The following is a 26,074-nucleotide window of genomic DNA, read 5'->3' on the forward strand; positions in this document are numbered from 1 at the left end:
CCGAGTCGGTCGCGGCCCGCGCGCCGTCGTCGGCACCGCGAGCCCTGGTGGGGCTCCCTCCCCGCGGCAAGAGGGGCAGGCGTCACACCCGAAACCAAGCGACCCGCTACAGCGACTGCAGCAACAGCGCCTCCGCCAGGCAGACCCGGGCGAACTCCGCCAGGTGGAGGCCCTCGTTGGCGCCGTGGGCGCGGGTGTCGGGGTCCTCCACGCCGGTCACGAGGACCGCGGCGTCCGGGAACGCCTGTTGGAACGCGGCGATGAACGGGATCGAGCCCCCGACGCCGATGTCGACCGGGCGTACGCCGTCCCACGCCAGCGCGAAGGCGTCCCGGGCGGCGTCGTACACCGGCCCCTCGGCGTCGATGACGCCCGGCTCCCCCGCCTCGCGTCCGGTGGTGATCTGCAGCTGCGCGCCCCACGGCACGTGGGTCTCGAGGTGCCGGATCAGCGCCGCGAGACCGTTGTCGGCGGTGTCGCCGGGAGCCAGCCGCAGCGAGACCTTGGCCCGCGCCCGCGGGATCAGGGTGTTGCTGGCGTCGGCGATGCGGGTGGTGTCGATGCCGACGACGGTGATCGAGGGCTGGGTCCACAGCCGCTCGACCGCCGAGCCGCGCCCGATGAGCGCGACCGGGTCGAGGACCGACGACTCCTCGCGGATGCGCGACTCCGGGTAGTCCAGGTCGCTCGCCGGACCGCTGACGAGACCCTCGACCGCGACGGACCCGTCGTCGTCGTGCAGGCTCGCGAGCAGGCGCGTCAGCGCCATCAGCGCGTCGGGCACGAGCCCGCCCCACATGCCCGAGTGGACACCGTGGGCGAGCGTGCTCACCTCGACCACCAGGTCGACGTTGCCGCGCAGCGTCGTGGTGAGCGCCGGGACGCCGATCTCCCAGTTGGTGGAGTCGGCGATGACGATGACGTCGGCCGCCAGCAGGTCGTGGTGCTCGGCGAGGAAGGCGCCGAGGGTCGGCGAGCCGATCTCCTCCTCGCCCTCCACGAAGACCGTCACCCCCACCGGCAGCGTCCCGTCGGGGGTGAGCCGGCGCAGCGCCTTGACCGCGGCCAGGTGGGCGGCGATCCCGGCCTTGTCGTCGGCCGCGCCGCGCCCATAGAGCCGCTCGCCGCGCTCGGTCGGCTCGAACGGGTCGGACTCCCACTCCGCCGGGTCGCCGGTGGGCTGCACGTCATGGTGGGCGTAGAGCAGCACCGTGCGCGCCCCAGCAGGGGCGGGGATCCGGGCGATCACCGCCGGTGCGCCGCCCTCCACGGACGTGATCCGCACGTCGTCGAAGCCCTCGGCGCGGAAGAGGTCCGCGGTGGCCTCCGCAGAGCGGCGTACGTCGTCCGCACGCGCGGGGTCGGCGCTCACCGACGGGATGCGGACGAGGTCCTCGAGGTGGCGGCGCACGTCGGGCAGGACGGCGGTGACGGCCTCACGGACCTGGTCGGGAGTGGGCTCCGGGGTCGCTGGTGCGGTCATGGGCCGAGCCTAGGTCGGTCGCCGCCGGGGTCGGTACGGCGGGCGCGGCCGACCGCGCCCAGCGGGAGGTCGCGACCTCGTAGTCGGCGAACGAGCGCGCGTCGACGCCCGTGCGATGCAGCGCCCGCACCGACACCGGACCGGGCGGGCTGTCGACGTGGACGGTGGCGAGGTCGAGCCGGCGCTGGAGCGGGTTCTGGGTGATCCGCACCGACTGGACGCGGCGGTGCGGCGCCACGTGGTGGCGTCGGGTCAGCAACCCGTGCCGACTCACCACCAGGGAGGCGTCGGCACCGACCGCGAGCCAGCGGCCCTGCAGCGGCGCCAGCCATCGGGCGGCGGTGGGTGCGGGGCGCAGCGGCACCCGGGCGGGGTCGAGACCGCCAAGGACGGTGCGGGCCAGCCAGTGGATCTCCTCGCGCGGCCCGACCGGGTGCAGCGTGGTCGGCGAGCTGTCGGAGCTGTCCAGGGTGACCTTCGCGCCCGCGACGGAGACGTCGAGCCGTGCCCAGCCCATCCGCCGCCACAGCCACGGCTCGCTGACGACGACCCCCTGGACCCGGTGCAGGGCGAGGGTCTGCACGTTGAGGTCGAACAGGCCCCGGCGCACCTGCAGCCCGGAGACGGTGCCGGCCACGGTGAAGCCGTAGTTGCCGCTGACGCGGTTGAACATCACCAGCGCCACAGCGCCCCCGGCCGGCCCGGCGACCCCGAGGACGGCCCAGACCTGGCCGCTGAGCAGCATCGCGACCGCGACCCCGGCCAGGCCGACCACGAGCGCGACCATCTCGCCCGACAGCAGCGAGGCGGCGACCAACCGGCCCAGCGGCACCCGGTGGAGGACCTGCGGCTCGGGCTCGTCCACCGCCGGCACGTCGACCGGACCTGCGCCGACTGCGGCGACCGAGCCGTCCGCTGCATCGTCACTCGCGTCGGCCGCGCGCTCGGCGCGGGCGGCGTCGCGGCGCTGCAGCAGCGTGCGGCGGACCTCCTCCGCCTCGGCGAGCGGCAGGAACGCCAGCTTGCCCTCGCTGTCGCCGCCGGCGGTGTCGACGCGGATCTCGGCCAGGCGGAACAGCCTGGCCACGAACGGCTGCACGATGTCGACACCCTGGATCCGGTCGAGCCGCACGCGGCGCGACTGCCGGTTGACGATCCCGGTGTCGATGCGCAGCTCGGTGGTGTCGATGCGGTACTTCGTCAGCAGCCACGACGCAGCGCCGATGCCCACCCCGATGAGGAGCACGGCGCCGAGCGCGAGCGCGACGAACCCCAGCCGGCCGCCGATGATGTCGCGCCAGGTCGCCAGGGCGGCCGCGACCAGGACCACGAACCCGCGGACCAGCGGCGTCAGCGGCGAGACCCGGCGGAACCCGTCGGCCAGCGGCTTCACAGCCCCGAGCCCTGGCTCTCGCCGAGCTCGGTGAGCCGGTCGCGCAGTCGGGCGGCCTCGTCGGCGGGCACACCGGGGATCACGGCACTGGTGCCCGGCGCGGCGGTGTGCAGGCTGACGGTCGCGACGCCGAAGTGCCGGTCGATCGGGCCCGAGGAGACGTCGACGTACTGCATGCGGCCGTAGGGCACCGCGACGAGCTGGCGGAAGAGTGCACCGCTACGGATGTAGAGGTCCTCCTCGCGCTCGGCGTACCCCCAGCGCCGGGTCTGCACCGCGATGACGAACCAGCGCACGACCACCACGGCCAGCACCAGCACCGCGGCGACCACGAACACCCAGCGTGGAAGGAGGACCTCGAGTGCCGCAAGCACGGCCAGCACGACCAGCAGCGGGATGTGGAACAGCACCATCCCCACCCGGCGCGCCGACGTCAGGCGGGGGGACACCGGTGTCCAGGACGTGCCCGGCGGGGCGAACAGCTCACTCACGCCGTCAGGCTACGGCCGACCGCTGCGCGGCGCGCGCCCCCGGTGCCGGCGGAGCCGGGCGCGCTCATCGGTCGAGTGCGGTCAGCAGTGCGGAGCGCAGGTACGGCGCCACGGTGGCGTTGTAGGTGGCGGTGACGTGCGACCCGTCGAAGTAGACCACCACGCCGCCGATCACGGCCGGGCACGTGCCCCGTCGGCAGAACCGGTCGGTGAGGTCGACGGTGCGCGCCGTACGCCGCTCGAACGACTCCGTCGCCTCGACCAGCGGGTCCGGCGGCACCCAGTCACGCGCCCTGCCGTCGCAGGCGGTCAGGTCGTCGAGGTTGGCCGCCAGACAGTCCGGGATCGACCCCACGGTCGAGGCCGGGAACGGGGTGTCGTGGATGGTGAGCACCCGGACGCCCGCGTCGACAAGCGGCGCGAGGAACTCGGTGTAGCCGACGCGCCACCGCTCCAGGCTGTCGTCGTAGGCCAGTCCGCGGGCGGCCCGCCCGTTGCGGGCCGAGAGCACGAGCAGGTCGGGCGGATCGTCGAGGAGCGCCTGCTGCACCCGCTGCGCCCAGCCCAGGCAGCCGTCGGCGTCCGCGACCGTGTCGAACTCGACCGGGGTCGTCGAGGGCGTGCACTCCGAGGCCAGGTAGGTCTCGATCCGGAACCGCTCGGCCCGGGCGAGCTCCTGCAGCGCAGGCAACCACTGCCCGGCGTGGGAGTTGCCGACCAGCGCGACGGTGGTCTCGGAACGGCGTACGCCGAAGGCACAGGTGCGCATCCCGCCGAACGGGACGTACTCCCAGCAACCGCGGCCGTAGGCATCGGACTTGTCCTCCAGCGCCCGCGCCGGAGCCGGGACGATCTCGTCGCCGGGCACCGGCGCGCAGTCGTCGCGGTCCAGCGCCGCCGCCCCGAAGCACGGGTCCCCGGACCCGATGCGCTCGGCGAGCTGGCGCTCGGCATCCTCCTGTGCCTGGGTGAACGCCGCGCCGAGGGCGAGCGCGAGCGCCACGACCACCGCCATCCCGGCGACACCCAGGGCGTAGGGCTTCACCAGCGGCCGGCCCCACCGGGGCGTGCGGAACCGGTCCTCCACGTGGGCCTTCGTGAGCCCGGCGAGCACCAGCGTGGCCGCGAGGATCAGGAGCTTGTCGAGCCGCTCGAGGGGTCGGTCGGTGACCAACGGGACGAGCACGATCAGCGGCCAGTGCCACAGGTAGACGGAGTAGGACACGTCGCCGAGCCACTGCACCGGTCGGGTGCCCAGGACGCGCGTCGGCGAGAGTCCTCGCTGCGGCGCGTCGGCCGCGAGGACGAGCACCGCTCCGAGCACCGGCAGGGCGGCGGTCCAGCCCGGGAAGGGTGTGGCCGAGGTGTAGACCACGGCCGCGACCGCCATCGCGGCGAACCCGGCCCAGGACAGAACCGTGCGGACGCCGTCCGGGAGCGGGAGCCCCTCATGCTCGCCGACCTGGCGACCGAACGCCCGCTGCGAGAGCGCCGCCGCCAGCAGGCCGCCGGCACCGAGCTCCCAGATCCGGGTGAAGGTGTTGAAGTACGCCGACGCCGGCGAGACGTGCGTGAGCCAGACCGACCAGGACAGCGAGGCGGCGACCACCACGCCGAGCCCGGCGATGACCACCGGGCGCGCGGCAGGTCCGCGGCGGCGTACGACCGCGGCCAGCGCGAACAGCAGCGCCACCACGATCGGCCAGCCCAGGTAGAACTGCTCCTCCACCGACAGCGACCAGAAGTGCTGGACCGGCGAGGGGGCGTTCTCCGCGGCCAGGTAGTCCACGGAGTCCGACGCCAGCGCCCAGTTGACGTAGTAGAGCGCGGCGGCGCGAACCTGGTCGGCGACGTTGCCCCACTGGGTCTGCGGGGCGAACGCCCAGGTCGCCGCGGCCGTGCACGCCAGCACAAGCAGCGACGCCGGGAGCAGGCGGCGTACGCGGCGTGACCAGAAGACCAGGAGGTCGCGCAAGCCCGCGGGCGGGGCGGCGAGCAGGTGCGCGGTGATGAGGAACCCGGAGATCACGAAGAAGACATCGACCCCGACGTAGCCGCCGGTCAGGCGCAGCGGCCACAGGTGGTAGAGCAGGACGAGGCTGACCGCGACTGCGCGCAGACCCTGGATGTCGGCGCGGACGCGTCCCGAGGTGCCCGGGGCCGGTTGTGCGGGCGTCGAGCGCGTCGGGACCGACGCCACACCACTCACGCGCTGCTCCCGGAGATCGGCGACGGCTGACCGTCGCAGATCGTAACCACCGAAGCCGGAGCAGGTAGCCTCACGGCCCGTGACGCACAACATCGCGGTCGTCCTGGCGGGCGGCGTCGGGACCCGGGTCGGGCTGGACATCCCCAAGCAGCTCATCAAGATCGCCGGTCGCACGATCCTCGAGCACACCCTGGCGGTCTTCGACGAGCACCCTGACGTCGACGAGATCATCGTGCTGATGGCCGAGGGCCACCTCGACGCGGTCCATGCCATCGTCAAGGCCGGCGGCTACGACAAGGTCACGACGGTGCTGCCCGGCGCCGACACGCGCAGCGGCACCACGATGCGCGCGCTGGAGGCGATCGGCGACCGCCCGGCCGAGACGAAGGTGCTCTTCCACGACGCAGTGCGCCCGCTCGTGACGGGACGCATCCTCACCGACTGCTTCGAGGCGCTGGACACCCACGCCGCGGTCGACGTGGCGATCCCCTCGGCCGACACGATCGTCGAGGTCGACGCCGACAACACCATCCGGGCCGTGCCGCCGCGGGCGATGCTGCGCCGCGGACAGACCCCCCAGGCCTTCCACCTCGGAGCGATCAAGCGCGCCTACGCGCTCGCCGCGCAGGACCCGGACTTCGAGGCGACCGACGACTGCACCGTCGTGCTGCGCTACACGCCCGACACCCCGATCTGGGTCGTCCACGGCGACGAGTCCAACATGAAGGTCACCGAGCCGATCGACGTCTACATCGCCGACAAGCTCTTCCAGCTGACCAGCCGCAACCTCCTGCAGAACCGCACGCCCGAGGAGTACGCCGCCGCCCTCGCCGACAAGGTCGTGGTCGTCTTCGGCGGCAGCTACGGCATCGGCGCCGACATCGCCGAGCTGGCAACGTCGTACGGCGCCCGGGTGCACGCGTTCAGCCGCAGCGCGACCGGCACCCACGTGGAGCGCCGGGCCGACCTACGGGCGGTCCGCGAGCAGGTCCTCGCCGCCGAGGGCCGGATCGACTTCGTGGTCAACACCGCCGGGATCCTGCACCGCGACGAGCTGCAGCAGACCTCGGAGGAGACCGTCTATGCCGTCACCGAGGTCAACTACCTCGCCCCGGTGTTCATCGCCCAGGAGTTCTTCGCGCCGTTGCGCGACAGCGGAGGGAGCCTGCTGCTGTTCACCTCCAGCTCCTACACCCGCGGCCGGGGCGGCTACAGCCTCTACTCCTCGGCGAAGGCGGCCGTCGTCAACCTGACCCAGGCGCTGGCCGACGAGTGGAGCGCGCACGGGGTGCGGGTCAACTGCGTCAACCCGGAGCGGACGGCGACCCCGATGCGCACCAAGGCCTTCGGTGAGGAGCCGCCCGAGTCGCTGCTGGAGTCGCGCGAGGTGGCCCGCGCGTCCCTCGACACGCTGCTGAGCAAGCAGACCGGACACGTGGTCGACCTGCGGCGCGTCGACCCGTTGAGCGGTGCCGACGACTGAGGTGGGGCGGCCCTAGACTGCCTCGTCGGACAGTTCGGGGGTTCTCATGTCGCAGACCACGCCGGGCGCCGCCCGGCGTCGACCAGGAGGTCGTCTCATCGAGCGCACGCCACCGCGGGTACGCCGGGTCGCCGGCAGGGTCCGGCGTGCCGTCCTCGCGCGCGGCCGCGCCGCCACCGCAGTCGCTGACACCCCCGCACAGCCGCGGGGCAAGCGGCCGGTGCTGAGTGTCGTCATCCCGGTCTACAACGTCGCGGAGTATCTCCCCGCCTGCCTCGACTCCGCGTTGGGCCAGACCCTGCGCAACCTGGAGATCATCGCCGTCGACGACGGCTCGACCGACGAGTCGCTGGAGATCCTGCGCGCCTACGAGGCCCGCGACCCGCGCGTGCGCGTCCTCACCCAGGTCAACGCCGGACAGGGCATCGCCCGCAACACCGGCGTCGACATCGCCCGCGGCGAGTTCCTGACCTTCCTCGACTCCGACGACACCGTGCCGCCGGCGGCGTACGCGACGATGGTCAAGACGCTGCGCCAGACCGGGTCGGACTTCGTCGTCGGGTCGGCCCGCCGCTTCAGCAACGACCGCTTCCACCCCACGGGATGGGCCCGGACGGTGCACCTGGCCGACCGGCTCGGCACCACGATCGACGAGTTCCCCGCAGCGATGCAGGACATCATCGCCTGCAACCGGATGTTCCGCGCCGCCTTCTGGCGGGAGGCCATCGGCGGCTTCCGTGGGCACATCGCCTACGAGGACCACGTCCCGATGCTCGCGGCGTACGTCCGCGCCGAGCGCTTCGACATCCTGGCCAAGGTCACCTACAACTGGCGGATCCGCGAGGACCGCACCTCCACCGGGCAGCAGAAGCACAACCTGGAGAACCTCCTGGACCGGATCGCGGTCAAGGAGGAGGCCTACGAGATGCTGGTCGCGGAGGCCAGCGAGGTGGTGTACGACGCCTGGGTCGCGCGCGCCATCGAGGTCGACTTCCCGGCGTTCATCTCGCACGCCCTGGCCGGTGCGGAGATGTATCGCAACGTGCTGTCGGCGGCCTACCGCACCTTCTTCTCCCGGGCCAGCGACGCGGCACTCGCCGAGGTGCGCTTCGTGCAGAAGCTCCGTGGGTGGCTGATCGGACAGTCGCGGTGGGACGACCTGGCCGCCGCCGACGGGTTCTTCCGGCTCAACGGCACCCTCCCACCCACCGTCGTGCGCGACGGTCGCGTGCTCCCGTCCGTGCCGGCCGATGCCACCTTCCTCGACGAGGTGCCCGCGCGGATCCAGGAGCTGAGCACCTACGAGACCGGGTTCGAGGGCGTCGTCCGGCGCATCACCTGGCTCCCCGACGGCCAGCTCGAGCTCACCGGCTGGGCGATGCCACGCAGCATCGACCTGTCCGACCGGATGCCCGACCTCCAGCTGTGGTGGGAGGAGGTCACCACCGGCGAGCGGCGCCCGCTCGAGCCCCGCCAGTCGATCGACCCCGCCCCCACGCGGTGGAGCCCCCACCTGAACGCTGCCTACGACGGCGCCTACTTCACCGTCCGGTCCACGGTCGGCGACCTCGCACCGGGGACCTGGGCGCTCCGGGTGCGGGTGGAGGTCGACGGCGTGGTCCGCACCGGCGCCATCCACACCCGCGTGCGCGCATCCTCGGCGGCGGTGCCGAGGGCGCGCGCCTTCGGCCCCGAGGAGACCGGCTCCGACGTCCACCTGGTCACCCCCGGCATCGACTTCACCCACGGTCTCGGCGTCGTGGTGGAGGCGGTCGACCTGGTCGTCACCGCGCTCAGCGTCGACGGCGACACCCTCCGCGGCACCCTGAGCGGCGCGGCCGCACCTCGGGTCACTGCCGTGGTGGCCACCGCCGGCGACCACAAGATCACGGGTACGCCGCAGCCCGACGGGACCTTCGCGCTCACCCTCCCCGTCGGCGAGCACGCGCGCCGCTGGAAGGTGCGGGCGCTCGTGGACGGGGCTCGCCTCCCGCTGCGCCCGGCGCCCGGCACCGACAGCGACGACGGCTCCTGGCCCGGCGGCGGGCAGTGGGGCGCGGGCACCCTCGCCTGGACGACGAGCCCGGCCGGCGCCCTGCGGCTGACCACCGACACACCCCGGTGCGAGGTGCTCGCGGCCGAGCTGACGGCCGAGGGCTTCCAGGTCACGATCCGCCACGCCGGGGTCGACCTGGCCTCGGCCCGCCTGGTCGCCGGACCGGTGACCCTGCGTCTCCTCGACCACAGCGAGCTCGGACCGGACACCGCGCGGCTCGTGCTCGACCGCGACCACGCGGTCCTGGGCGGTCCGCGCCTGCCGGCACCTGTGGGCCGCTACGTGCTGTGCCTCGACGCCGTCGACGGTTCCGCCGTGCACGCCCACGCAGGACCGCGGCTCGCCGGGACGCTCCCCCGACGGGTGCGCGACGATCGGTTGTCGCTGCGCTACGGCGTCCGCCCCAACGGGGAGCTCGTCCACGAGGTGCGGGTCCCCCTGCGCGCCGACGAGGAGGGTGCCGCCAAGCAGCACCGGCTGCGCCAGCACCACCGCACCGCCGACCTCGAACCGCGCGACGCCGTCCTCTTCCAGTGCTACCTCGGCGAGTTCGCGACCGACAGCCAGGCGGCGCTGGACCGCGCCCTCGCCGTACGCCGTCCGGACCTCGTCCGCTACTGGGGCGTGCGCGACCACGCCACCGCGGTGCCGGAGGGCTCGGTCCCGATCGTGATCGGCTCGCGCGAGTGGCACGACATCCTCGGCTCGGCGCGCTACCTGTGCAACAACATCGACTTCCCGGGGTTCTTCACGAAGCGGCCCCACCAGTGCTACCTGCAGACCTTCCACGGCTACCCGTTCAAGTCGATGGGTCGCTCGTTCTGGGCCGGCAAGGGTTGGGGCCCGGAGCGGATCGCGCAGGAGCTCGCACGCCGCAACGCGGAGTACGACGCCATCGTCGTCCCGAGCGAGCGCGCAGCGGACTTCTACCGCAACGAGTACGACTACGCCGGCCGGGTCCTGGCGACGGGCTATCCGCGTAGCGACTTCATCGTCAACGCCGACCGCGACCGGGTCCGCAGCGACGTGCTCGCCCGGCTCGGTGTCGACCCCGCGACGACCGTGGTGCTCTACGCACCGACCTACCGCGATCACCTGACCACCCGCACCTATGCGGCCAAGCTCTTCGACGAGCTCGACCTGACCGCGCTGACCGCACAGCTGGGTCCGCGGGTCACGATCCTGCTGCGTGGCCACAACAACAACCAGCGCGAGCTCGACCGGGTGCTGTCGATCCCGCAGGTCGTCGACGTCACCGACTACCCCGAGATCAACGAGCTGACCGTCGCCGCCGACGTCGCCGTGCTGGACTACTCGTCGCTGCGGTTCGACTGGGCGCTGACCGGGCGACCGGCGGTCTACTTCGTCCCCGACGTCGAGAGCTACTTCGCCCAACGCCCGCCGTTGTTCCCCTACGCCGGCACCGCGCCGGGTCCGTGGGCGACCAGCACGGACGAGGTCGCAGCGGCGCTCGCGGACGTGCCGGGGCTGCAGGCGCAGTACGGCGCAGAGATCGCGACCTTCAACGCGGAGTTCAACAAGCTGCACGACGGGCACGCCACCGAGCGCGTCATCGACGCGTTCTTCACCGACTGAGCCGGCCGCCGAGCCGGCGACTGCGCCGGCGCGTCGCGTTCAGCCGCCGAGCAGGTCGCCGAAGAAGGCGTCGACGACCCGGGCCGATGCCCGTCCGTCGCGGATCGGGTGGAAGCGCTCGGTGAACGCCGCCAGCTCCGCGGCGTACGTCGCCCGCAGTCCGTCGAGGTCGCGCAGGGCCGCGACGACCTCGTCGTGCTCGGCGCACAGCGGGCCGGGGGTGGACTCGGAGTAGGGGAACAGGAAGCCGCGGGCGTCGTGGGTGTAGTTGTCGAGGTCGGGCACGCAGAACACCATCGGCTTGCCGGTCAACGCGTAGTCGAAGCGCAGCGAGGAGTAGTCGAACACCCCGGCGTCGGAGGCGAGGATCAGGTCGTTGATCTCGGGGTGCTCGCTGACGTCGATCACCCGCTCGCCGCGTCCGGTGGCCTCCGGGTGGAAGCGGTGGGCGCGCTGGAGGACGACGTACGACGCTCCCAGGTCGGCCGCCAACCGGGCCGGGTCGAGGACGCCGGCGCCGTCCGCCACCCGGAAGTTGCGCGCGGAGTCGTCGCGCCAGGTCGGGGCGTGCAGGACGGCGACCTGGTCGGGGCGCAGCCCGAGCACGGCGCGGGCGGCGGCCCGCCGGGCGGCCGCGTCCGGCGCCAGCAGCGCGTCGTCGCGCGGATAGCCGACGTCGATGATCGGCCCGTCGTAGGCGTACTGCTCGCGGTAGTGGCGGTTCATCTCCGGCGCCGGGGTGAGGATCGCGCTCCAGGTCTCGCGGCTGCGGGCGAGCTTGCGGCGGATCTTGCCCGCCGGCATGTGCTTGGCCCGCCAGAAGTCCAGCCCCATCGCCTTCGACGGGTAGCCATGGAAGGTCTGCAACAGCCGCTGACCGGCGCGCAGCCGGAACCACGGCTCGACCTCGATGTTGGTGACGAGGTGTCCGGCGCGGGCGAGCACGTCGTACCACGCGGCGGAGCGGATCACCACGGCCTCGGCGCCCTCGGGGGCGGGGACCGACCCGTCCGCGACGCCCCAGACGGTGCGCAGGTGCGGCGCGCGGCGGCGCAGCTCCGCGTGGATCGCGGCCGGGCTGTCGGTCGGGGAGGCACCGGTGAACGACTGGAAGTAGACGAGGTCGCGGTCGAGGGCGATGCCGCGGTCGTCGGCGCGCCGGTAGGTGTCGATGAGCTGCTGCTGGGCGAACGGGCCGCGCTCGTCGTCGCCCAGGGGTGGACCGATCGCGACCGCGGTGGTGGTGTTGGGTGCGCGCCGCACCTCCAGCCGGGCGCGGGGGTGATCCAGCTGGCGGGGCAGGTCGGCGAGCAGCGCGGGGGCAGGCGGCGCGACCCGGTCGGCGGCGGTGGCGGCACCGGCCCAGCGCAGGCGGTACGCCGCGGACGGCAGGAGGCGGACTCCCCCACCGACCCACGGATGGTGCAGGTCGGTGACGGCCCGGAACGCGTCGCCGTCCCAGGTCGTGTCGAGCCCGACCACGCGGCCGGCGCCGGCCAGCTCCAGGGAGCGACCGTGGTGGGCCGCGCCCTGGCCGGTGACGACGAGGGTGGTGCCCTCGAGCCGGACGTCGCCCAGGGCCCCCGACGCCGGTCCCGGCTGGGGGTCGGGGCTACCGGCGGTGACCTCGACGCGGACGCCGGTGGCGGGGGCGTACGCCGCGCGCAGGGTCCGGCCCGCGTGCCCGGCCAGCACCGGCTCGCCCGCCGACCCACGCAGCTCCGCCTCGGTGACACCCGTCGTGCGCACGATGCCGCCCGCGCGGACGGTGACCTCCACGGCGTACTCCCCGTCGAGCGTGGTCAGCAGCTCCACCGGCACCAGGGCGGTGCGTCCGCCCGGCCGCTGGTCGACGTAGCGCAGCCGCCCGGGCGCGGGCGCGGGCACGCTCGGCAGGACGTGGCGCGTGACGTGACCCCGGACGTCATGCGCTTCCGGAGCTATCATCCCGGAGGCGTATGACGTCCCGGACGCGACGAGGGCGACCTCGACCTCCGGCGGGTGCTCGGCAAGGTCGAGGTGCCGGATGCCGGTGGCCAGCGCCAGGACCAGACCGCCGGGACGGGACGCAGTGGGCTCCTGCCAGGTCAGGCGGCGCAGCGACGCCCAGGCGGGGGTCTCGGCGCGAGTCAGCACGGCGTCGCCGCCCGGCAGCTGCGCCAGGACGGTGCCGCCGGCGGGGCCAGCAGCCAGGGAGGTACGCAGGTCCTCGGGCCGCTGGTCGCGCTGGTCGACGAGCTCGGCGAGGGTGTCGCGGTCATCGTCGCGCACCAGGTGCAGAGCGGCCCGGGCCCAGACCCCCAGGCGTTCGGCTGGATGAGGGGCGGGGCCGGTCTCGGGTTGGTCGGGGTGCGAGGCGGCGCGGGCGAAGTCCGCCGGCTCGTCCATCGCCGCGGCCCAGGTCATCGCAGCGGCGCGCAACCGCTGCCACTGCGCATCGTCGAGCTCCTCCACCTGGGCGAGGAAGACGTCGAGACCGGCGAGCAGGCGAGCACCCCACGTTGCGCGGGTCACCGGCGCCGTGTCGGCGACGGTCGCGAAAGCGGCCTCGGCCGTCGTCAGCCAGGGATCGAGCTCCGCGGCCAGGTCGGGCTCGAACCCGAAGCCGAGCGCGTGGTCACGGTCCTCCCAGGACGCCCACGCGGGGTGTGCCTCCGACCCGACGGCCACCGCCGGGTCTGCAGCGCGGGCATCAAGGTGGGCGAGCAGCACGAGTCCCGGGTCATCGGGGGCGTCGTCGGCCGGCCACCCGAGCTCCCGGAGGGCCGCCGTGCGCAACACCGCGTCGGCCAGCCGCGGCGGTGCGGCGGCCACCTCGGCCAGCGGGCCGCCGCGTCGGGCGCTGGGGGTCCAGGCATGGGTGGGCACCTCGGTGCCATCCGCGGCGTCGGTTGTGCCACTCGGGCCGAGACCGAGCGCGGACGTGGCGAGCGCGGCGTAGCCGGGCAGGGCGGTGTCGGTCGGGGCGAGGAACCCGATCGCGGCGCCCCCGGCAGCGGCGAGACCGGCGGCGTACGCCTGCGTCAGGGTGCCGACCGGGTCCAGGACGCGGAAGGGCGCCGTCCCGGTCGGGTCACCACCGGGGACCGGGACCGGGTCGTCGCCGTACGGCGCGAGCAGGACCTCGGCGGGTGCGTCGCCGGGGTCCGCCAGCGAACGCAGGCACTCCACCAGATGCCGGGTGCGGTCGGCTCGGACGGGGACGACGACGCTCAGCCCAGCCCGGGCGAGGTCGGAACCGCGTGCTGGACGGTCGGGCCGGCCGGATCGCCGGCCGCGGAACCGGTCGCGCCACGACATCAGCGCGCCGCCCCCTTCCGGGGACGACATACCGTACGCCGGAAGCCGGGCCGATCGAGCGGGTTCAGATCAGCCCCTTGTCCCGGACGTAGGAACGGGCGACGTCCTCGGCCCGCTCGCGGTCGACCGTGACCCGGGCGGTGAGGTCGGTGAGGTCCTCCGACGTCAGCGTCGCCATGAGCTCCTCGAGCACGTCGGCGACGTCGGGGTGGGCGTCGAGGAACTCGGTGCTCACGGCGGGGACGAGGTTCTGCGCGGGCTGGATCTCCAGGTCGTCCTCGAGCAGCACGAGGCCCTGCGACTCCAGGGACCCGTCGATGGTGCTGGTCTGACCGAGCTGGGCCTCGCCGTCGAGCACGGCCTCGTAGGTCTGCGGGGAGGCGAAGCCGAGGGGCAGCACCTCGGTGATGTCGATGCCATAGCTGGCGCTGAGGCCGGCGGCACAGTCCGCGCGCCCCTCGCAGTCGGGCGCCGCAGCGAGCACGACCGGCTCGCCGAGCGCGCCGAGGTCGGAGAGCGTCGCGACGTCGTTGGCCTGGGCGAACTCCTCGGTGACGAAGTAGGCGTTGGCGTCGGTGGCCTCGGACGGCTCGAGGAGCGTGATGCCGGCCTCCTCGAGGAGCGGCGCGACCGCGTCTGCCATCGCCGCCGGGTCGGCCTCGGTCAGTGGCTCGGCATCCGGTCCGTCGGCGCGGATGGTGAGGAAGTTGGCGATGGCACCGACGTACTCGGGGACGATGTCGATCGCCTTCGGGAACTCGTTGCCGGCCATGTAGGCGTCGCGGGCCTCGACGAACTGCACGTCCGGCTCGTAGCCGGCGCCCTCGAGCACCGCCGCGTAGGCCCAGGTGACGATCGTGGCCGAGGCGAAGCCCTGGCTGACGATCCGCACCGGACCACCGTCCGAGGCGGAGGCGTCGCCGTCGTCGGCGAGGTCGTCACCGGCGCACCCGCTCAGCACCAACGCACCCGCTGCGGCGAGCCCCACGGCGGCCCGGCGGAGCCGGCGTCCACGGTGGGCACCTCGAAGGGGACGGGAGAGGACAGGGCGCATCACGGTCGCCTTCCGCGTGAGGGGGCCGGTCGGCCGGCGGTCAGGTCGAGACGTTAGCAGGACGATCGGCGCCACCCGGGCGGCTGCGAACGGCACGTCGGCTGCCCCTCGAGAGCGGGTCGGCGTAGCGCTGGAGAGCGGCTGCGCACAGCTCGAGGACGAGCGCCACCGCCGCCACGACGAGCGCGCCGGCGAGGCCCTTGGCGTAGTTGCTGCGGTAGAAGCCGTCAGTGATCACCCGCCCCAGACCAGGGCCGGCCACGAGGGCGGCGATCGTCGCCGTCGCCCACACCTGGACCAGCGCGAGCCGGATCCCGGCGACGACGAGCGGCAGTGCCAGCGGCCCCTCGACGCGACGGAACACCTGCCCGCCACGCATGCCCATCCCGCGGGCGGCCTCGCGGATCTCGGGCGGCACCTCGCGTACGGCGACGTACGCGTTGGTGATGATGGGTGGCAGGGCGAAGAGCGTGAGCGCGATCAGCGTGGCGAGGCCCGCTCTGCCGTAGGGCCCGAGCTGCGCCGAACCGATCGGGCCGACGCTGAGCAGGACGAGCACGGCGAAGGTCGGGACCGCGCGGCCGACGTTGGAGATGTTGATGGCGAGGAACCCACCTCGACCGAGGTGGCCCAGCCACAGCGCGATCGGCAGACCGATCGCCAGGGCCAACGCCAGCGCGGTGACCGTCAGCAGCAGCTGCTGGACGAGCAGCTCGAGCATGCCCCCGGTCCCGGTCCAGTGGGCGGCATCGGCGAGGTAGGCCCAGGCGTCGGCGAGCAGCCTCATGCCGTCACCGTCCGGGTCCAGGGGGTCAGCATCCGCTGCACGAGGAGCAGCAGCAGGTCGAGCACCACCGCGAGCACGACGCACAGCAGGCTGGCGGCCAGCACCTGTGCCTTGAAGTCCTGCTGCACCCCGCTCGCCAGCAGGTTGCCGAGGCCGCCGTACGCGACGATCGCCCCGACCGTGGTCAGCGCGACGGTGGAGACCGTCGCGACGCGCAGGCCGGCCATGAGGACGGGCAGCGCCAGCGGCAGCTCGATCCGCGTGAGCATCCGCAGCGGCGAGTAGCCAAGCCCGGCGGCCGACTCGCGTACCTCGTCGGGGACGGCGCGCAGGCCCTCGAGGGCGTTGCGGACCAGGACGGTCAGCGAGTAGAGCGCCAGCCCGATCACCACGGTGAGCGGGCTGAGGCCGGTGAACGGCACGAGCAGCGGGAACAGCGCGAGCGACGGCACGGTGTAGAGCGCCGTCGACAGTCCGAGGACCGCGCCCTCGAGGCGGGCGAAGCGGCGCGCGAGCAGGGCCAGCGGCAACGCCAGTACGAGCCCGGCGAGCACGGCGGCCACGGTGATCGTGAGGTGCTGCACCGAGGCGTCGAGCAGCTCGTCGTGGCGATCGCGCAGGTAGTCGAGGCAGAACCACTCGTTGACGACCCGGCTGTAGCAGGACGGTTGCGCCGCTGCTTGGCTCACCGGCGCCAGTAGGGTCACGGCATGGACGGTAGCCCAGCGCCGGACGTGATGATCCGGTTGCGCGGTCTCAGCAAGACGTACGCCGACGGCACGGTGGCAGTGCAGGAACTCGATCTCGACGTCGCCCGCGGCGAGCTGATCTGTCTCGTCGGCCCGTCCGGGTGCGGCAAGTCCACGACGCTGAAGATGGTCAACCGGCTGATCGAGCCCACGAGCGGCACGATCGAGATCGACGGGCGCGACGCCACCCGCGACGACCCGGTGGAGCTGCGCCGACGGATCGGCTACGTCATCCAGCAGGTCGGGCTCTTCCCCCACCAGACCATCGGCGCCAACGTCGCGACCGTCCCCTCGCTGCTCGGGTGGGACAGGCGGCGTACGCGAAAGCGTGCCGAGGAGCTGCTGCACCTCGTCGGCCTCGACCCCGCGTCGTACGCCGATCGCTACCCCCACCAGCTCTCGGGTGGTCAGCAGCAGCGCGTGGGGGTCGCCCGCGCTCTCGCCGCGGATCCGCCCGTGCTGCTGATGGACGAGCCGTTCGGTGCCGTCGACCCCGTCGTCCGCGGCCGGCTGCAGGACGAGTTCCGTGCGCTGCAGCAGCGCCTCGGCAAGACGGTCGTGCTCGTCACCCATGACATCGACGAGGCGGTGAGGCTCGGTGACCGGGTCGCCGTCCTCGCCGAGGGCGGGCGGCTGGCGCAGTACGACACCCCGGCGCGGGTGCTGGGCCAGCCGGCGGACGACTTCGTCGCCGAGTTCGTCGGGGCGGGACGCGGGCTGCGACGGTTGGCCGTCACCCCGATCAACCGTGACCATCTCGAACCGTTGGACGGCGTCCGCGGGTCCGAGCTCGGCGGTACCCTCGAGGTGACCGCCTCCCTGGAGGAGGCGCTCGCGCTGATGATGACCAGTGACCGCCCGATGGTGGGCGTGACCGACGGTCCGTCCTTCGTCGGCGTCCTCAGCCCCAACGGGGTGCACCGGGCGCTGCGGGAGTCGGTGGCTGCCGAGAGCGACACCAGGACCGGTTGACCGGCGCGGGTGAGACCGACCGTCCCCGACCGGAGTCGAGCACCCTGTGAGCATCGAACAGCCCCCGTCCGGGAATGACCGACCCGTGACCCTGGCGAAGCACCCCGACCCCACCCCCGCGCTCGGCCTCCCCGAGGACGACAACCGGTTCGAGAGCGAGCCGCACGAGGCGCTCGACGGACCCGACCTGCCCGACGGCTGGCAGGTCTACCGGCCCAGCGAGGACGACGTCGAGGACCTCACCTCGCTGCTGCGGCGCCACGAGACGCGCGGGCGCGGCTGGGCCAGCTCGTCGGAGGACGACGTGCTCGTCGCGGTCTCGGGCGTGCGCACCCACGAGAACCTGCTCATCCGCGACGCCGACGGCGTCGCCCGCGGCTGGGCCAGCGCCCACGACCGCGCGGCCGGTCGCATGCTCACCACTCTCGCCGTCGACCGGGAGCTCCCGCCGCGCGAGGCCGACCGGTGCGCCCGGGTGCTGCTGGAGTGGTGCGATGCCCAGGCCCGCGCCGTCGGCGAGAGCCGCGGCGTACCCGTCCAACAGATCGATGCGACCGCCTTCGCCGACGACCCCCGCCACCAGCAGTGGCTGGCCGACGCCGGGTACGCCAAGGTCCGCAGCTGGTGGCAGATGGTCCGCCCCGTGGTGCCCGAGGACCGGGAGCTCGCCCCGACCCCCGGCGACCGGGGCGTCGTCGTACGCCGGGTGCGGCGCGAGGGCGGCTACGAGTCCGGCACCATGCCTGAGGCGGCCGACCTGCACACCGTCCACGACGTCCTCGAGGCCGCGTTCGCCGACCACTTCAACTCCTACGAGGAGTCCTTCGACGAGTTCGTCCACCGGCTCCGCGAGGACCCCGGCCATCGCTGGGACCACTGGTGGATCGCCGAGATCGTCGACGGTGAGGGCGGCGACGAGGGCGGCGCTCCGGAGCCCGCCGGCGCGCTCGTCGGCACCTGGCTGACGGGTCCCGACGACACCCCCGACGGCAGCTTCGTGGCCTACATCGGCGTGCTCGAGAACGCCCGCGGCCGCGGCGTCGCCAAGGCGCTGCTGCGCACGATCATCGCCGACGCCGCCGAGCGCGGCCGCAACCGCGTGGGCCTCGAGGTCGACGCCGACTCCCCCACCGGCGCCCACGAGCTCTACCAGGCGCTGGGGTGGCGGACGAAGTACGTCACCGAGTCCTGGCACAAGGACGTCCCCGTCCGCCCCTGACCTCCGACAGGTGGGTCGGCAGCAAATTCACTACACGTGTAGCGAATTTGCTTCCTTGTAGACGTTCCAGTCGGCGTGTCGCGCAAGAACGGCTACAAGGTGGAACCCCTGGGGTCAGGCGTGCTTGCGTACGGCGGGGGTGGTGACGGCGCCGCGGGTGCGCTCGTCCCACGCCAGCAGGTCGACGATCGTCTCGGCCTGCTGCGCGTACAGCGCCGCCTCCTCGGTGCCAGCGAACTCGTCGGCGTACTGCTCGGCGTGCGCACGGACCTCGTCGGCCTTGGCGGCGAGCTCGGCGACGCGGGCCTCGAGCGCCTCGCGCAGCTCGGAGACCGCGCCCTCGGCGGCGTTGGCCCGCCGCTGGGCGGTGCTGGCCTTCTGCTCGGACTCGGCGACGCGGCGCTCGGCGAGGACCAGCGTGCTCTCGAGCTCGCGCACGGTGCGCACCGACGAGGCGAGGCGCTCGGTCATGACGCCGGCGAACTCCTGCTGCTCGGCGACGCGCTGCTCGGTGATGGCGCGGTAGGCCTTCGCCTGCGCGGTGCGGTCGGCCTGGTGGGCGCGACGGGCCACGACCAGCTCGGCATACACGATCCGAGCGGCGACACCGCCGAGCACGACCGCGCCGATCGCGGCGACGTTGAGCCAGACGACGGACTGGGTGCCGACCGCGACCACCGTGAGGACGGCGGCGACGGCGATGAGGGCGGAGGCGACGGTCAGGCGCACGCTGCGCTGCCGACGACGTTGCGCGGGGGTCATCCGGGCCGTGGTGCGGGGGGAAGAGGCCATGTGCTCAGGGTAGGTCGCCGGAGGCGTCGCCCCGGGTCCGACACGCACGCTCCAGCACCAGCGCGGCCGTGACGACCAGGGCACACGCGACCACCCCCGCGGTCGAGTTCACCACCCGCTCCCGGCCCAGCAGGACGTCGAAGCGATCGAGGAACGCCGCGGCGTACCCGCCGTACGCACCGCCGGCCAGCGCCCCGACCAGCGCACAGCTCTTGGCGACCAACAGCCGGTTGACCGCCCGGTGCGGCTCGAGGGTGCCGCCCTGGCGGTGCAGCGTGCGCCAGGTCTGCCAGGCCAGGGCAGCGAGCACCGCGGCGAGGAAGTACAACGCGCCGACCTGCAGGAGGCCGACGGTCGGGGCGGTCTCGCCGAGCCACTGCGCCACCGGGCGTACGGCGAAGCCCAGCAGCGCGCCGACGACGGCGACGACGACGAGCGGTCGCCAGCCGGTCGGGCGCATCCGTCCCGGCCCCGGGCGTGGCGGTTCGGGGTCGGGATAGGTGTGGCCCTCCCTCACTGGAGGGTGAGCTCGATGTCCTCTTTGAGGGTGAGCCCGTCGACACCGATCTTGGCGAGCAGCTCCGAGATCGGGCCGGCGTCGAGGAGCTCGGCGTCGGGCTCGAGGTCGAACCACGGCTTCAGTACGAACGCGCGCTCGGCGGCCTTGGGGTGCGGGAGCGTCAGCTCGTCGGTGGCGGAGCGCCGGTCACCGACGACGATGAGGTCGACGTCGAGGGTGCGCGGACCGTTGGCCTCGACCCGCTCGCGGCCGAAGGCGTCCTCGACAGCCAGGCACCGGTCGAGCAGGGTGCGCGCCGAGAGCGTGGTGTCGGCCAGGACGACGGCGTTGAGGAACGGACCGGATCCGGGCGGGGCGTCGACGGGCTGGGTCTCGTAGACCGGGGAGACGGCGGTGACCCACACGTCGGGGGTGTCGGCGAGGGAGTTGACGGCGCCCTGGAGGTTGTCGGTGCGGGAGCCCAGGTTGGAGCCCAGGGAGAGCACGACGCGGCGGATCGGGTGCATCTCGCCGGTGATGGTGTCGGCGTCCACGATGTTGGGATTGGGCGTCTCAGTCACGTCGGCTCCGGGTGATGGTCAGGGCTACGTCGGCGACGCGGCCTCGGAGGGGGGCATCCGGCTTGTGCACGGTCACCTCGCACCAGTCGACCCGCGGGTCTGCGAGGCAGGTCCGCGCGAGTCGCTCGGCCAGGGTCTCGATCAGGTCGACCGGGTCGCTCTCGACCCCGCGCCGCACCTCGTCCACGAGGCTCCCGTAGTCGACGGTGTCCTGCAAGTCGTCGCTGGCCGCGGCCGCGGAGGTGTCGAGCCCCAGGACGAGGTCGATCACGAACCGCTGGCCGTCGGCCCGCTCGAAGTCGAACACCCCGTGGTGGCCGAAGCACTCGATGCCGCGCACCGCCAGGCGGTCTCGGGCCTCGGCGGCGGCAGCGGGGGCGTTCGGCTCAGTTCTCATGATCGGTCTCCGACACTACCGGGCTGGCGTGGCGCACCCACAACCGCCAACCCTCCACGGTGCGCAGCATCACATGCGTCGCGATGGCCAGGCCCGAGCGCAGATCGGGGTCGTCGTGGTCGCCCGCGAGCACGTTCTCCACGCACGTCACGTAGGCCACCTCGCCCCGCACCCGCACGTCGATGTCGGTGAGGATGAACTGGATGTAGGGCGTGGTCGCCATGATCACCGCCCACGCACGGCGTACCGCCGAAACGCCCTGGACCGGCGTCGTGCCAGGGTGCACGCACAGCGCGGAGTCGTCCTCGACCCACAGCTCGTTCATGGCGTCCAGGTCGCCGGTCTCGAACGCCGCGTAGAAGGCGGCGTGGGCAGCGCGGATCGCCCGCTCCTCTGCAGCGTCCGTAGGGCCGGGCGGCGGGTCCGGTGGGCTCGTCACCGGGCGGGGCCCGTCGCGGCGTCCTGCGCCTCGCGCCAGCGCGCACCCACGCGTACGGCGTCCCGGCTCGCGGCCACCTCGTGGACCCGCACGCACCACACCCCGGCGGCCGCGGCGAGCGCGGACAGGGCCGTGGTGGCGTCGTCGCGCTGGTCGACCGGACGCGGGGTGCCGTGCTCGTCCGCGAGCGCCGCACCGAGGAACGCCTTGCGGCTCACGCCGAGCAGCAGGGGCCGCCCGAGGGCGGCGAGCTCGGGCAGGGCCCCGAGCAGGGCCCAGTTGTGGGCGGCCGTCTTCGCGAAGCCGATGCCGGGGTCGAGCACGACCCGGTCGGCCGCGATGCCGGCCGCGAGCGCGTCGTCGAGCCGCGCGGCCAGCTCGTCGCGAACCTCGGCCACCACGTCGTCGTACGTCGCGTGGTTCGCCATCGTCGCGGCGTGGGCGCGCCAGTGCATGGCGACGTACCCGGCGTCGTGCGCAGCGGTGACCGCGAGGATCTCGGGGTCGGCCAGGCCACCGGAGACGTCGTTGACGATGACCGCGCCGGCAGCCAGCGCGGCGTCGGCGACCTCGGCGCGCATCGTGTCGACGGAGACGCAGGCGCCCTCCGCGGCGAGCTGCTCGATGACCGGGACGACCCGGTCGAGCTCCTCGGCCACGACCGGTCGCGTGGCGCCGGGGCGGGTCGACTCGCCGCCGACGTCGAGGATGTCGGCGCCCTGGGCGCGGAGCCGGCGTCCGTGCTCGACCGCGGTCGCCGGCTCCGCCCACCGGCCGCCGTCGGAGAAGGAGTCGGGGGTGACGTTGACGACGCCCATCACCAGCGGGTGGTCGCGGGTGGGCACCCGGCTGATGCACGGGTGGCGGCGCGGCGCGGCGGTCACGGGCTCAGTACCCGAGCACGGTCGGCCGGTGCTGCATCCATGCCAGTGCGGAGCGGATGCCGTCCTCGAGCGTCAGCTCCGCCTCCCAGCCCAGCACCTCCCGGGCGCGGTCGACGTTGGCGAAGGCGCCGGCGGCGTCGCCGGGACGGCGCGGGCCCTCGGTCGTGCGGACCTCCGCGCCGAAGGCCGAGGTGAAGGCGGCGACCAGCTCGCGGACGGTCACCCCGTCACCGGTGCCGAGGTTGAAGACCGCACTGCCCTGGTCGCCGGCTCGCACGGCCTCCTCGAAGCGGCCGACCGCGGCCGCGTGGGCGCGTGCCAGGTCCCACGTGTGGATGTAGTCGCGCAGGCCCGTGCCGTCGCGCGTCGGATAGTCGGTGCCGGTGATCGTGAACGTGCCGTCCCCGGTCGCGGCGCTGATCAGCCGACCCAGCACGTGGGAGGGCTCGACCGCGTGTGCGCCGGTCTCCAGGTCGGGGTCGGCCCCGATGGGGTTGAAGTAGCGCAGGATGACCGCGCGGACCCGCCCGGCGGCGGCCAGGTCGCACAGGATCTGCTCCATCATCAGCTTGGTGCGGGCGTACGGCGACAGCGGCGCGACGGCAGAGTCCTCCCGCACCTCGAAGGCCGGGTCGAAGCCGTAGACCGACGCCGAGGAGCTGAAGACGACGTCGGGGCGCCCGAGCTCCGCGAGGGTCTCGAACAGCACCAGCGACTTGGCGACGTTCTCCCGGTAGTACGTCGCCGGCTTCTCGACCGACTCCGGGACGCTGACGAGGGCGGCCATGTGCACCGTCGAGGTGATCTCGGGGTGCTCGCGGACGATCCGGGCGAGCAGGTCCCGGTCGGCGATGTCGCCGCGGTAGAACGCCCGGTCGCCGACGAACTCCGCCCGGCCGGTGACGAGGGAGTCGAGGATGACGGGCACGTGCCCGGCCCGCTCGAGCGCCTTCGCGACGATCGGGCCGAGGTAGCCGGCGCCACCGGCGACCAGCACCTTGTTCATGGTCCCCCTCAGCGGGCGTTGATGAGTGCCATCACCTCGGAGCGCGTGGTGGCGTTGTGCATGATGCCGCGTACGGCGGAGGTGATGGTCTTGGCGCCCGGCTTGCGCACCCCCCGCATGGTCATGCACAGGTGCTCGGCCTCGATCACGACGATCGCACCGCGGGCCTCGAGGATCCGCATCAGGGAGTCCGCCACCTGGGTGGTCAGCCGCTCCTGGACCTGGGGCCGCTTGGCGTAGACGTCGACGAGCCGGGCCAGCTTGGAGAGCCCGGTGATCCGACCCTCGGTGTTGGGGATGTAGCCGATGTGGGCGACGCCGGTGAACGGCACGAGGTGGTGCTCGCACATCGACCACAGCTCGATGTCGCGCACGAGGATCAGCTCGTCGTGACCGATGTCGAACGTCGTCGTGAGCACGTCCTCCGCGCTCTGGTGCATGCCCCCGAGCAGCTCGGCGTACGCCCGGGCGACCCGGTTGGGTGTCTCCCGCAGCCCCTCGCGGTCGGGGTCCTCGCCGACGGCGATCAGCAGCTCCCGGATGGCCGCGGCCGCGCGGTCGTGGTCGAAGTCCGGGACGACCGGGGGCGGGTCGTGCCGGATGGGGTCGACCCCGCCCTGGTCCTGCGGTCGGTCTTCGGGCTGGTCCTTCGGGCTCACGTGCCGACCCCCGGGTCGCCGTGCACGTCGCCTCCCGACCCCGGAGGCGTGAGGATGACGCCACCCTCGCCGCTCGCGGCCGACGGAGCACCGTTGGCCGCGGCGCGGTCGCGGATCTCCTGCGGGATCTCCACCGGCGGGATGTCGGACGGGTTGCGGTGCGGCGAGCCGGTCCAGGCCGGGCGCGTCGGTCGCCGGCGCAGCGGCTCGAAGATCTCCGCGATCTCGGCCTTGTCGAGCGTCTCGCGGTCCAGCAGCGCCAACACCAGGGCGTCGAGGACGTCGCGGTTCTCCTCGAGGATGTCGAAGGCCTCCTGGTGGGCTGTGGCGAGGAGCTTCTTGGTCTCCTCGTCGACGATCGCGGCGACGTCCTCGGAGTAGTTCCGCGAGTGCCCGAGGTCCCGGCCGAGGAACGGCTCGGAGTTGCTGTCGCCGAGCTTGATCGCCCCCAGCCGCTCGGTCATGCCGTACTGCGTCACCATCGCGCGCGCCAGCGAGGTCGCCTTCTCGATGTCGTTGCCGGCACCGGTGGTGGGGTCGTGGAAGACCATCTCCTCCGCCGCACGTCCCCCGAGCATGTAGGCGAGCTTGTCGAGCATCTCGGCGCGGGTCTGGGAGTACTTGTCCTCGTCGGGCAGCACCATCGTGTAGCCGAGCGCGCGCCCGCGCGGCAGGATCGTCACCTTGTGGACCGGGTCGGTGCCCGGCAGCGCCGCGGCCACCAGGGCGTGTCCGCCCTCGTGGTAGGCGGTGATGAGCTTCTCCTTCTCGTTCATCAACCGCGTGCGCTTCTGCGGACCGGCGATGACCCGGTCGATCGCCTCGTCGAGTGCCTCGGCGTCGATCACCTTGGCGTTGGACCGCGCGGTGAGGAGCGCCGCCTCATTGAGGACGTTGGCCAGGTCGGCACCGGTGAAGCCGGGGGTACGGCGGGCGACGTTGGCCAGGTCGATCTCCGGCGACATCGGCTTGCCGCGGGCGTGGACCTCGAGGATCTTGGTGCGCCCGGCGAGATCGGGGGCCTCCACGGCGATCTGGCGGTCGAAGCGGCCCGGACGCAGCAGCGCCGGGTCGAGCACGTCGGGACGGTTGGTGGCCGCGATCAGGATGACCCCGCCGCGCACGTCGAAGCCGTCCATCTCCACCAGCAGCTGGTTGAGGGTCTGCTCGCGCTCGTCGTGGCCGCCGCCCATGCCGGCCCCGCGGTGACGCCCGACGGCGTCGATCTCGTCGATGAAGACGATGGCCGGGGCGTTCTCCTTGGCCTGCTCGAACAGGTCGCGCACCCGGGAGGCACCGACACCGACGAACATCTCGACGAAGTCGGAGCCGGAGATGGAGTAGAACGGCACCCCGGCCTCGCCGGCCACAGCGCGGGCCAGCAGCGTCTTGCCGGTCCCGGGCGGGCCGTAGAGCAGCACGCCCTTGGGGATCTTGGCGCCCACGGCCTGGAACTTCGCGGGCTCGGAGAGGAACTCCTTGATCTCACCGAGCTCCTCGATCGCCTCCTGGGCGCCGGCGACGTCGGCGAAGGTGGTCTTCGGCATGTCCTTGGTGATCAGCTTCGCCTTGGACTTGGCGAACTGCATCACCCGGCCGCCACCGCCCTGCATCTGGTTGAGCAGGAAGATGAAGATCAGCACGATCAGCGCGAACGGCAGCAGCGTCGCGAGCAGCGACCCGAAGAAGCTCGGGCGCGGGTTCTCGGAGTTGGCCTTCTCGATCTGGCCACTCTCGACGCCCTCGCGCGCGGCGTTGAGGAAGTCGCGCTGCTGGCCCTGGACCCAGGCGGCGACGACCTGGCGGCCCTCCTCGTCACCCTCGGCCTTCAAGGTGGCGCGCATCTCCTGGTCACCGTCGACGAAGGTGATCTCCTCGACCCGGTCGGAGGTGAGGTGCTCGTACATCTCGGAGGTGTCGATCTCGTCGTACCCGCCGGCGTTCGCCAGGAACTGGAAGGCGAGCAGGACGCCGAGGACGGCGATCGCGATCCAGACCCACGGTCCCTTGAAAATGCGCTTCACG

At 73.2% G+C, this 26,074-nt stretch carries 21 protein-coding genes; 4 read left to right on the plus strand and 17 right to left on the minus strand.

From position 1 onward, the window contains the following. Positions 1 to 106: 106 nt before the first annotated feature. The 4 genes from J2S59_RS03265 to J2S59_RS03280 all read right to left on the minus strand — a co-directional run bounded on the left by J2S59_RS03265 (position 107) and on the right by J2S59_RS03280 (position 5,576). Positions 107 to 1,483 (minus strand): dipeptidase, encoded by a 1,377-nt coding sequence (locus tag J2S59_RS03265; RefSeq protein ID WP_068124391.1) that lies wholly within the window; start codon positions 1,481 to 1,483, stop codon positions 107 to 109. Beyond that, complete coding sequence (locus J2S59_RS03270; protein WP_068124389.1) at positions 1,437 to 2,876, minus strand: PH domain-containing protein; 1,440 nt, start codon at positions 2,874 to 2,876, stop codon at positions 1,437 to 1,439. Before J2S59_RS03270 ends, J2S59_RS03265 begins: the two co-directional genes overlap by 47 nt. Further along, complete coding sequence (locus J2S59_RS03275) at positions 2,873 to 3,367, minus strand: PH domain-containing protein (RefSeq protein WP_068124387.1); 495 nt, start codon at positions 3,365 to 3,367, stop codon at positions 2,873 to 2,875. The genes J2S59_RS03270 and J2S59_RS03275 overlap by 4 nt, the downstream gene beginning before the upstream one ends. 64 nt (positions 3,368 to 3,431) lie before the next feature. After that, positions 3,432 to 5,576: an acyltransferase family protein gene (locus J2S59_RS03280; protein ID WP_181642552.1), complete on the minus strand. Its 2,145-nt coding sequence runs from the start codon at positions 5,574 to 5,576 to the stop codon at positions 3,432 to 3,434. Positions 5,577 to 5,655: 79 nt separating this feature from the next. Here J2S59_RS03280 and J2S59_RS03285 point away from each other — a divergent pair, with 79 nt between their 5' ends. Next, entirely contained in the window at positions 5,656 to 7,059 is a 1,404-nt protein-coding gene (locus J2S59_RS03285; RefSeq protein ID WP_220138601.1) for a bifunctional cytidylyltransferase/SDR family oxidoreductase, read from the plus strand. A 46-nt stretch (positions 7,060 to 7,105) separates the two neighbouring features. Continuing rightward, positions 7,106 to 10,711 (plus strand): bifunctional glycosyltransferase/CDP-glycerol:glycerophosphate glycerophosphotransferase, encoded by a 3,606-nt coding sequence (locus J2S59_RS03290; protein ID WP_068124383.1) that lies wholly within the window; start codon positions 7,106 to 7,108, stop codon positions 10,709 to 10,711. Between the two features lie 39 nt (positions 10,712 to 10,750). Here the strand turns inward: J2S59_RS03290 and J2S59_RS03295 are convergent, their stop codons facing one another. From J2S59_RS03295 to J2S59_RS03310, 4 genes are all read right to left on the minus strand, one after another. Further along, positions 10,751 to 14,011, minus strand: coding sequence for a CDP-glycerol glycerophosphotransferase family protein (locus J2S59_RS03295; protein ID WP_306824803.1), 3,261 nt, complete (start codon positions 14,009 to 14,011; stop codon positions 10,751 to 10,753). A 64-nt stretch (positions 14,012 to 14,075) separates the two neighbouring features. After that, positions 14,076 to 15,065, minus strand: coding sequence for an ABC transporter substrate-binding protein (locus J2S59_RS03300; RefSeq protein ID WP_306824804.1), 990 nt, complete (start codon positions 15,063 to 15,065; stop codon positions 14,076 to 14,078). A 40-nt stretch (positions 15,066 to 15,105) separates the two neighbouring features. After that, positions 15,106 to 15,852 (minus strand): ABC transporter permease, encoded by a 747-nt coding sequence (locus tag J2S59_RS03305; RefSeq protein WP_068116719.1) that lies wholly within the window; start codon positions 15,850 to 15,852, stop codon positions 15,106 to 15,108. Beyond that, complete coding sequence (locus tag J2S59_RS03310; RefSeq protein WP_181641458.1) at positions 15,849 to 16,559, minus strand: ABC transporter permease; 711 nt, start codon at positions 16,557 to 16,559, stop codon at positions 15,849 to 15,851. The genes J2S59_RS03305 and J2S59_RS03310 overlap by 4 nt, the downstream gene beginning before the upstream one ends. Positions 16,560 to 16,562: 3 nt before the next feature. Between J2S59_RS03310 and J2S59_RS03315 the strand changes: the two genes are divergently transcribed. Both J2S59_RS03315 and J2S59_RS03320 read left to right on the plus strand, forming a co-directional pair. Beyond that, entirely contained in the window at positions 16,563 to 17,573 is a 1,011-nt protein-coding gene (locus tag J2S59_RS03315) for an ABC transporter ATP-binding protein (protein WP_068116717.1), read from the plus strand. Between the two features lie 85 nt (positions 17,574 to 17,658). Next, positions 17,659 to 18,792 (plus strand): GNAT family N-acetyltransferase, encoded by a 1,134-nt coding sequence (locus J2S59_RS03320; protein WP_220138271.1) that lies wholly within the window; start codon positions 17,659 to 17,661, stop codon positions 18,790 to 18,792. A gap of 114 nt (positions 18,793 to 18,906) precedes the next feature. On the opposite strand, the gene J2S59_RS03325 is transcribed toward J2S59_RS03320, so the two are convergent. The 9 genes from J2S59_RS03325 to ftsH all read right to left on the minus strand — a co-directional run bounded on the left by J2S59_RS03325 (position 18,907) and on the right by ftsH (position 26,073). Further along, on the minus strand, positions 18,907 to 19,584 hold the full coding sequence (locus J2S59_RS03325; RefSeq protein WP_306824805.1) for a hypothetical protein: 678 nt from the start codon (positions 19,582 to 19,584) through the stop codon (positions 18,907 to 18,909). Positions 19,585 to 19,588: 4 nt separating this feature from the next. Next, positions 19,589 to 20,101 (minus strand): DUF3180 domain-containing protein, encoded by a 513-nt coding sequence (locus J2S59_RS03330; RefSeq protein ID WP_306824806.1) that lies wholly within the window; start codon positions 20,099 to 20,101, stop codon positions 19,589 to 19,591. Then, positions 20,098 to 20,664, minus strand: coding sequence for a 2-amino-4-hydroxy-6-hydroxymethyldihydropteridine diphosphokinase (gene folK / locus J2S59_RS03335; protein WP_068120719.1), 567 nt, complete (start codon positions 20,662 to 20,664; stop codon positions 20,098 to 20,100). The genes J2S59_RS03330 and folK overlap by 4 nt, the downstream gene beginning before the upstream one ends. After that, entirely contained in the window at positions 20,657 to 21,061 is a 405-nt protein-coding gene (gene folB / locus J2S59_RS03340) for a dihydroneopterin aldolase (protein WP_068120718.1), read from the minus strand. The genes folK and folB overlap by 8 nt, the downstream gene beginning before the upstream one ends. Further along, on the minus strand, positions 21,051 to 21,500 hold the full coding sequence (locus J2S59_RS03345) for a nuclear transport factor 2 family protein (RefSeq protein ID WP_220138444.1): 450 nt from the start codon (positions 21,498 to 21,500) through the stop codon (positions 21,051 to 21,053). The genes folB and J2S59_RS03345 overlap by 11 nt, the downstream gene beginning before the upstream one ends. Next, a complete protein-coding gene (gene folP / locus J2S59_RS03350) occupies positions 21,497 to 22,318 on the minus strand; it encodes a dihydropteroate synthase (RefSeq protein ID WP_068120721.1) in 822 nt (273 codons plus the stop codon). Before folP ends, J2S59_RS03345 begins: the two co-directional genes overlap by 4 nt. A gap of 70 nt (positions 22,319 to 22,388) precedes the next feature. Continuing rightward, complete coding sequence (gene galE / locus J2S59_RS03355; RefSeq protein ID WP_068120717.1) at positions 22,389 to 23,390, minus strand: UDP-glucose 4-epimerase GalE; 1,002 nt, start codon at positions 23,388 to 23,390, stop codon at positions 22,389 to 22,391. Positions 23,391 to 23,398: 8 nt separating this feature from the next. Further along, on the minus strand, positions 23,399 to 23,992 hold the full coding sequence (folE, locus tag J2S59_RS03360; RefSeq protein WP_220138445.1) for a GTP cyclohydrolase I FolE: 594 nt from the start codon (positions 23,990 to 23,992) through the stop codon (positions 23,399 to 23,401). Between the two features lie 53 nt (positions 23,993 to 24,045). Further along, positions 24,046 to 26,073, minus strand: coding sequence for an ATP-dependent zinc metalloprotease FtsH (gene ftsH, locus J2S59_RS03365; protein ID WP_068120715.1), 2,028 nt, complete (start codon positions 26,071 to 26,073; stop codon positions 24,046 to 24,048). Between the last annotated feature and the right edge of the window lies 1 nt (position 26,074).

The organism is Nocardioides massiliensis, from assembly GCF_030811215.1.
Classification (GTDB): Bacteria; Actinomycetota; Actinomycetes; order Propionibacteriales; family Nocardioidaceae; genus Nocardioides_A; species Nocardioides_A massiliensis.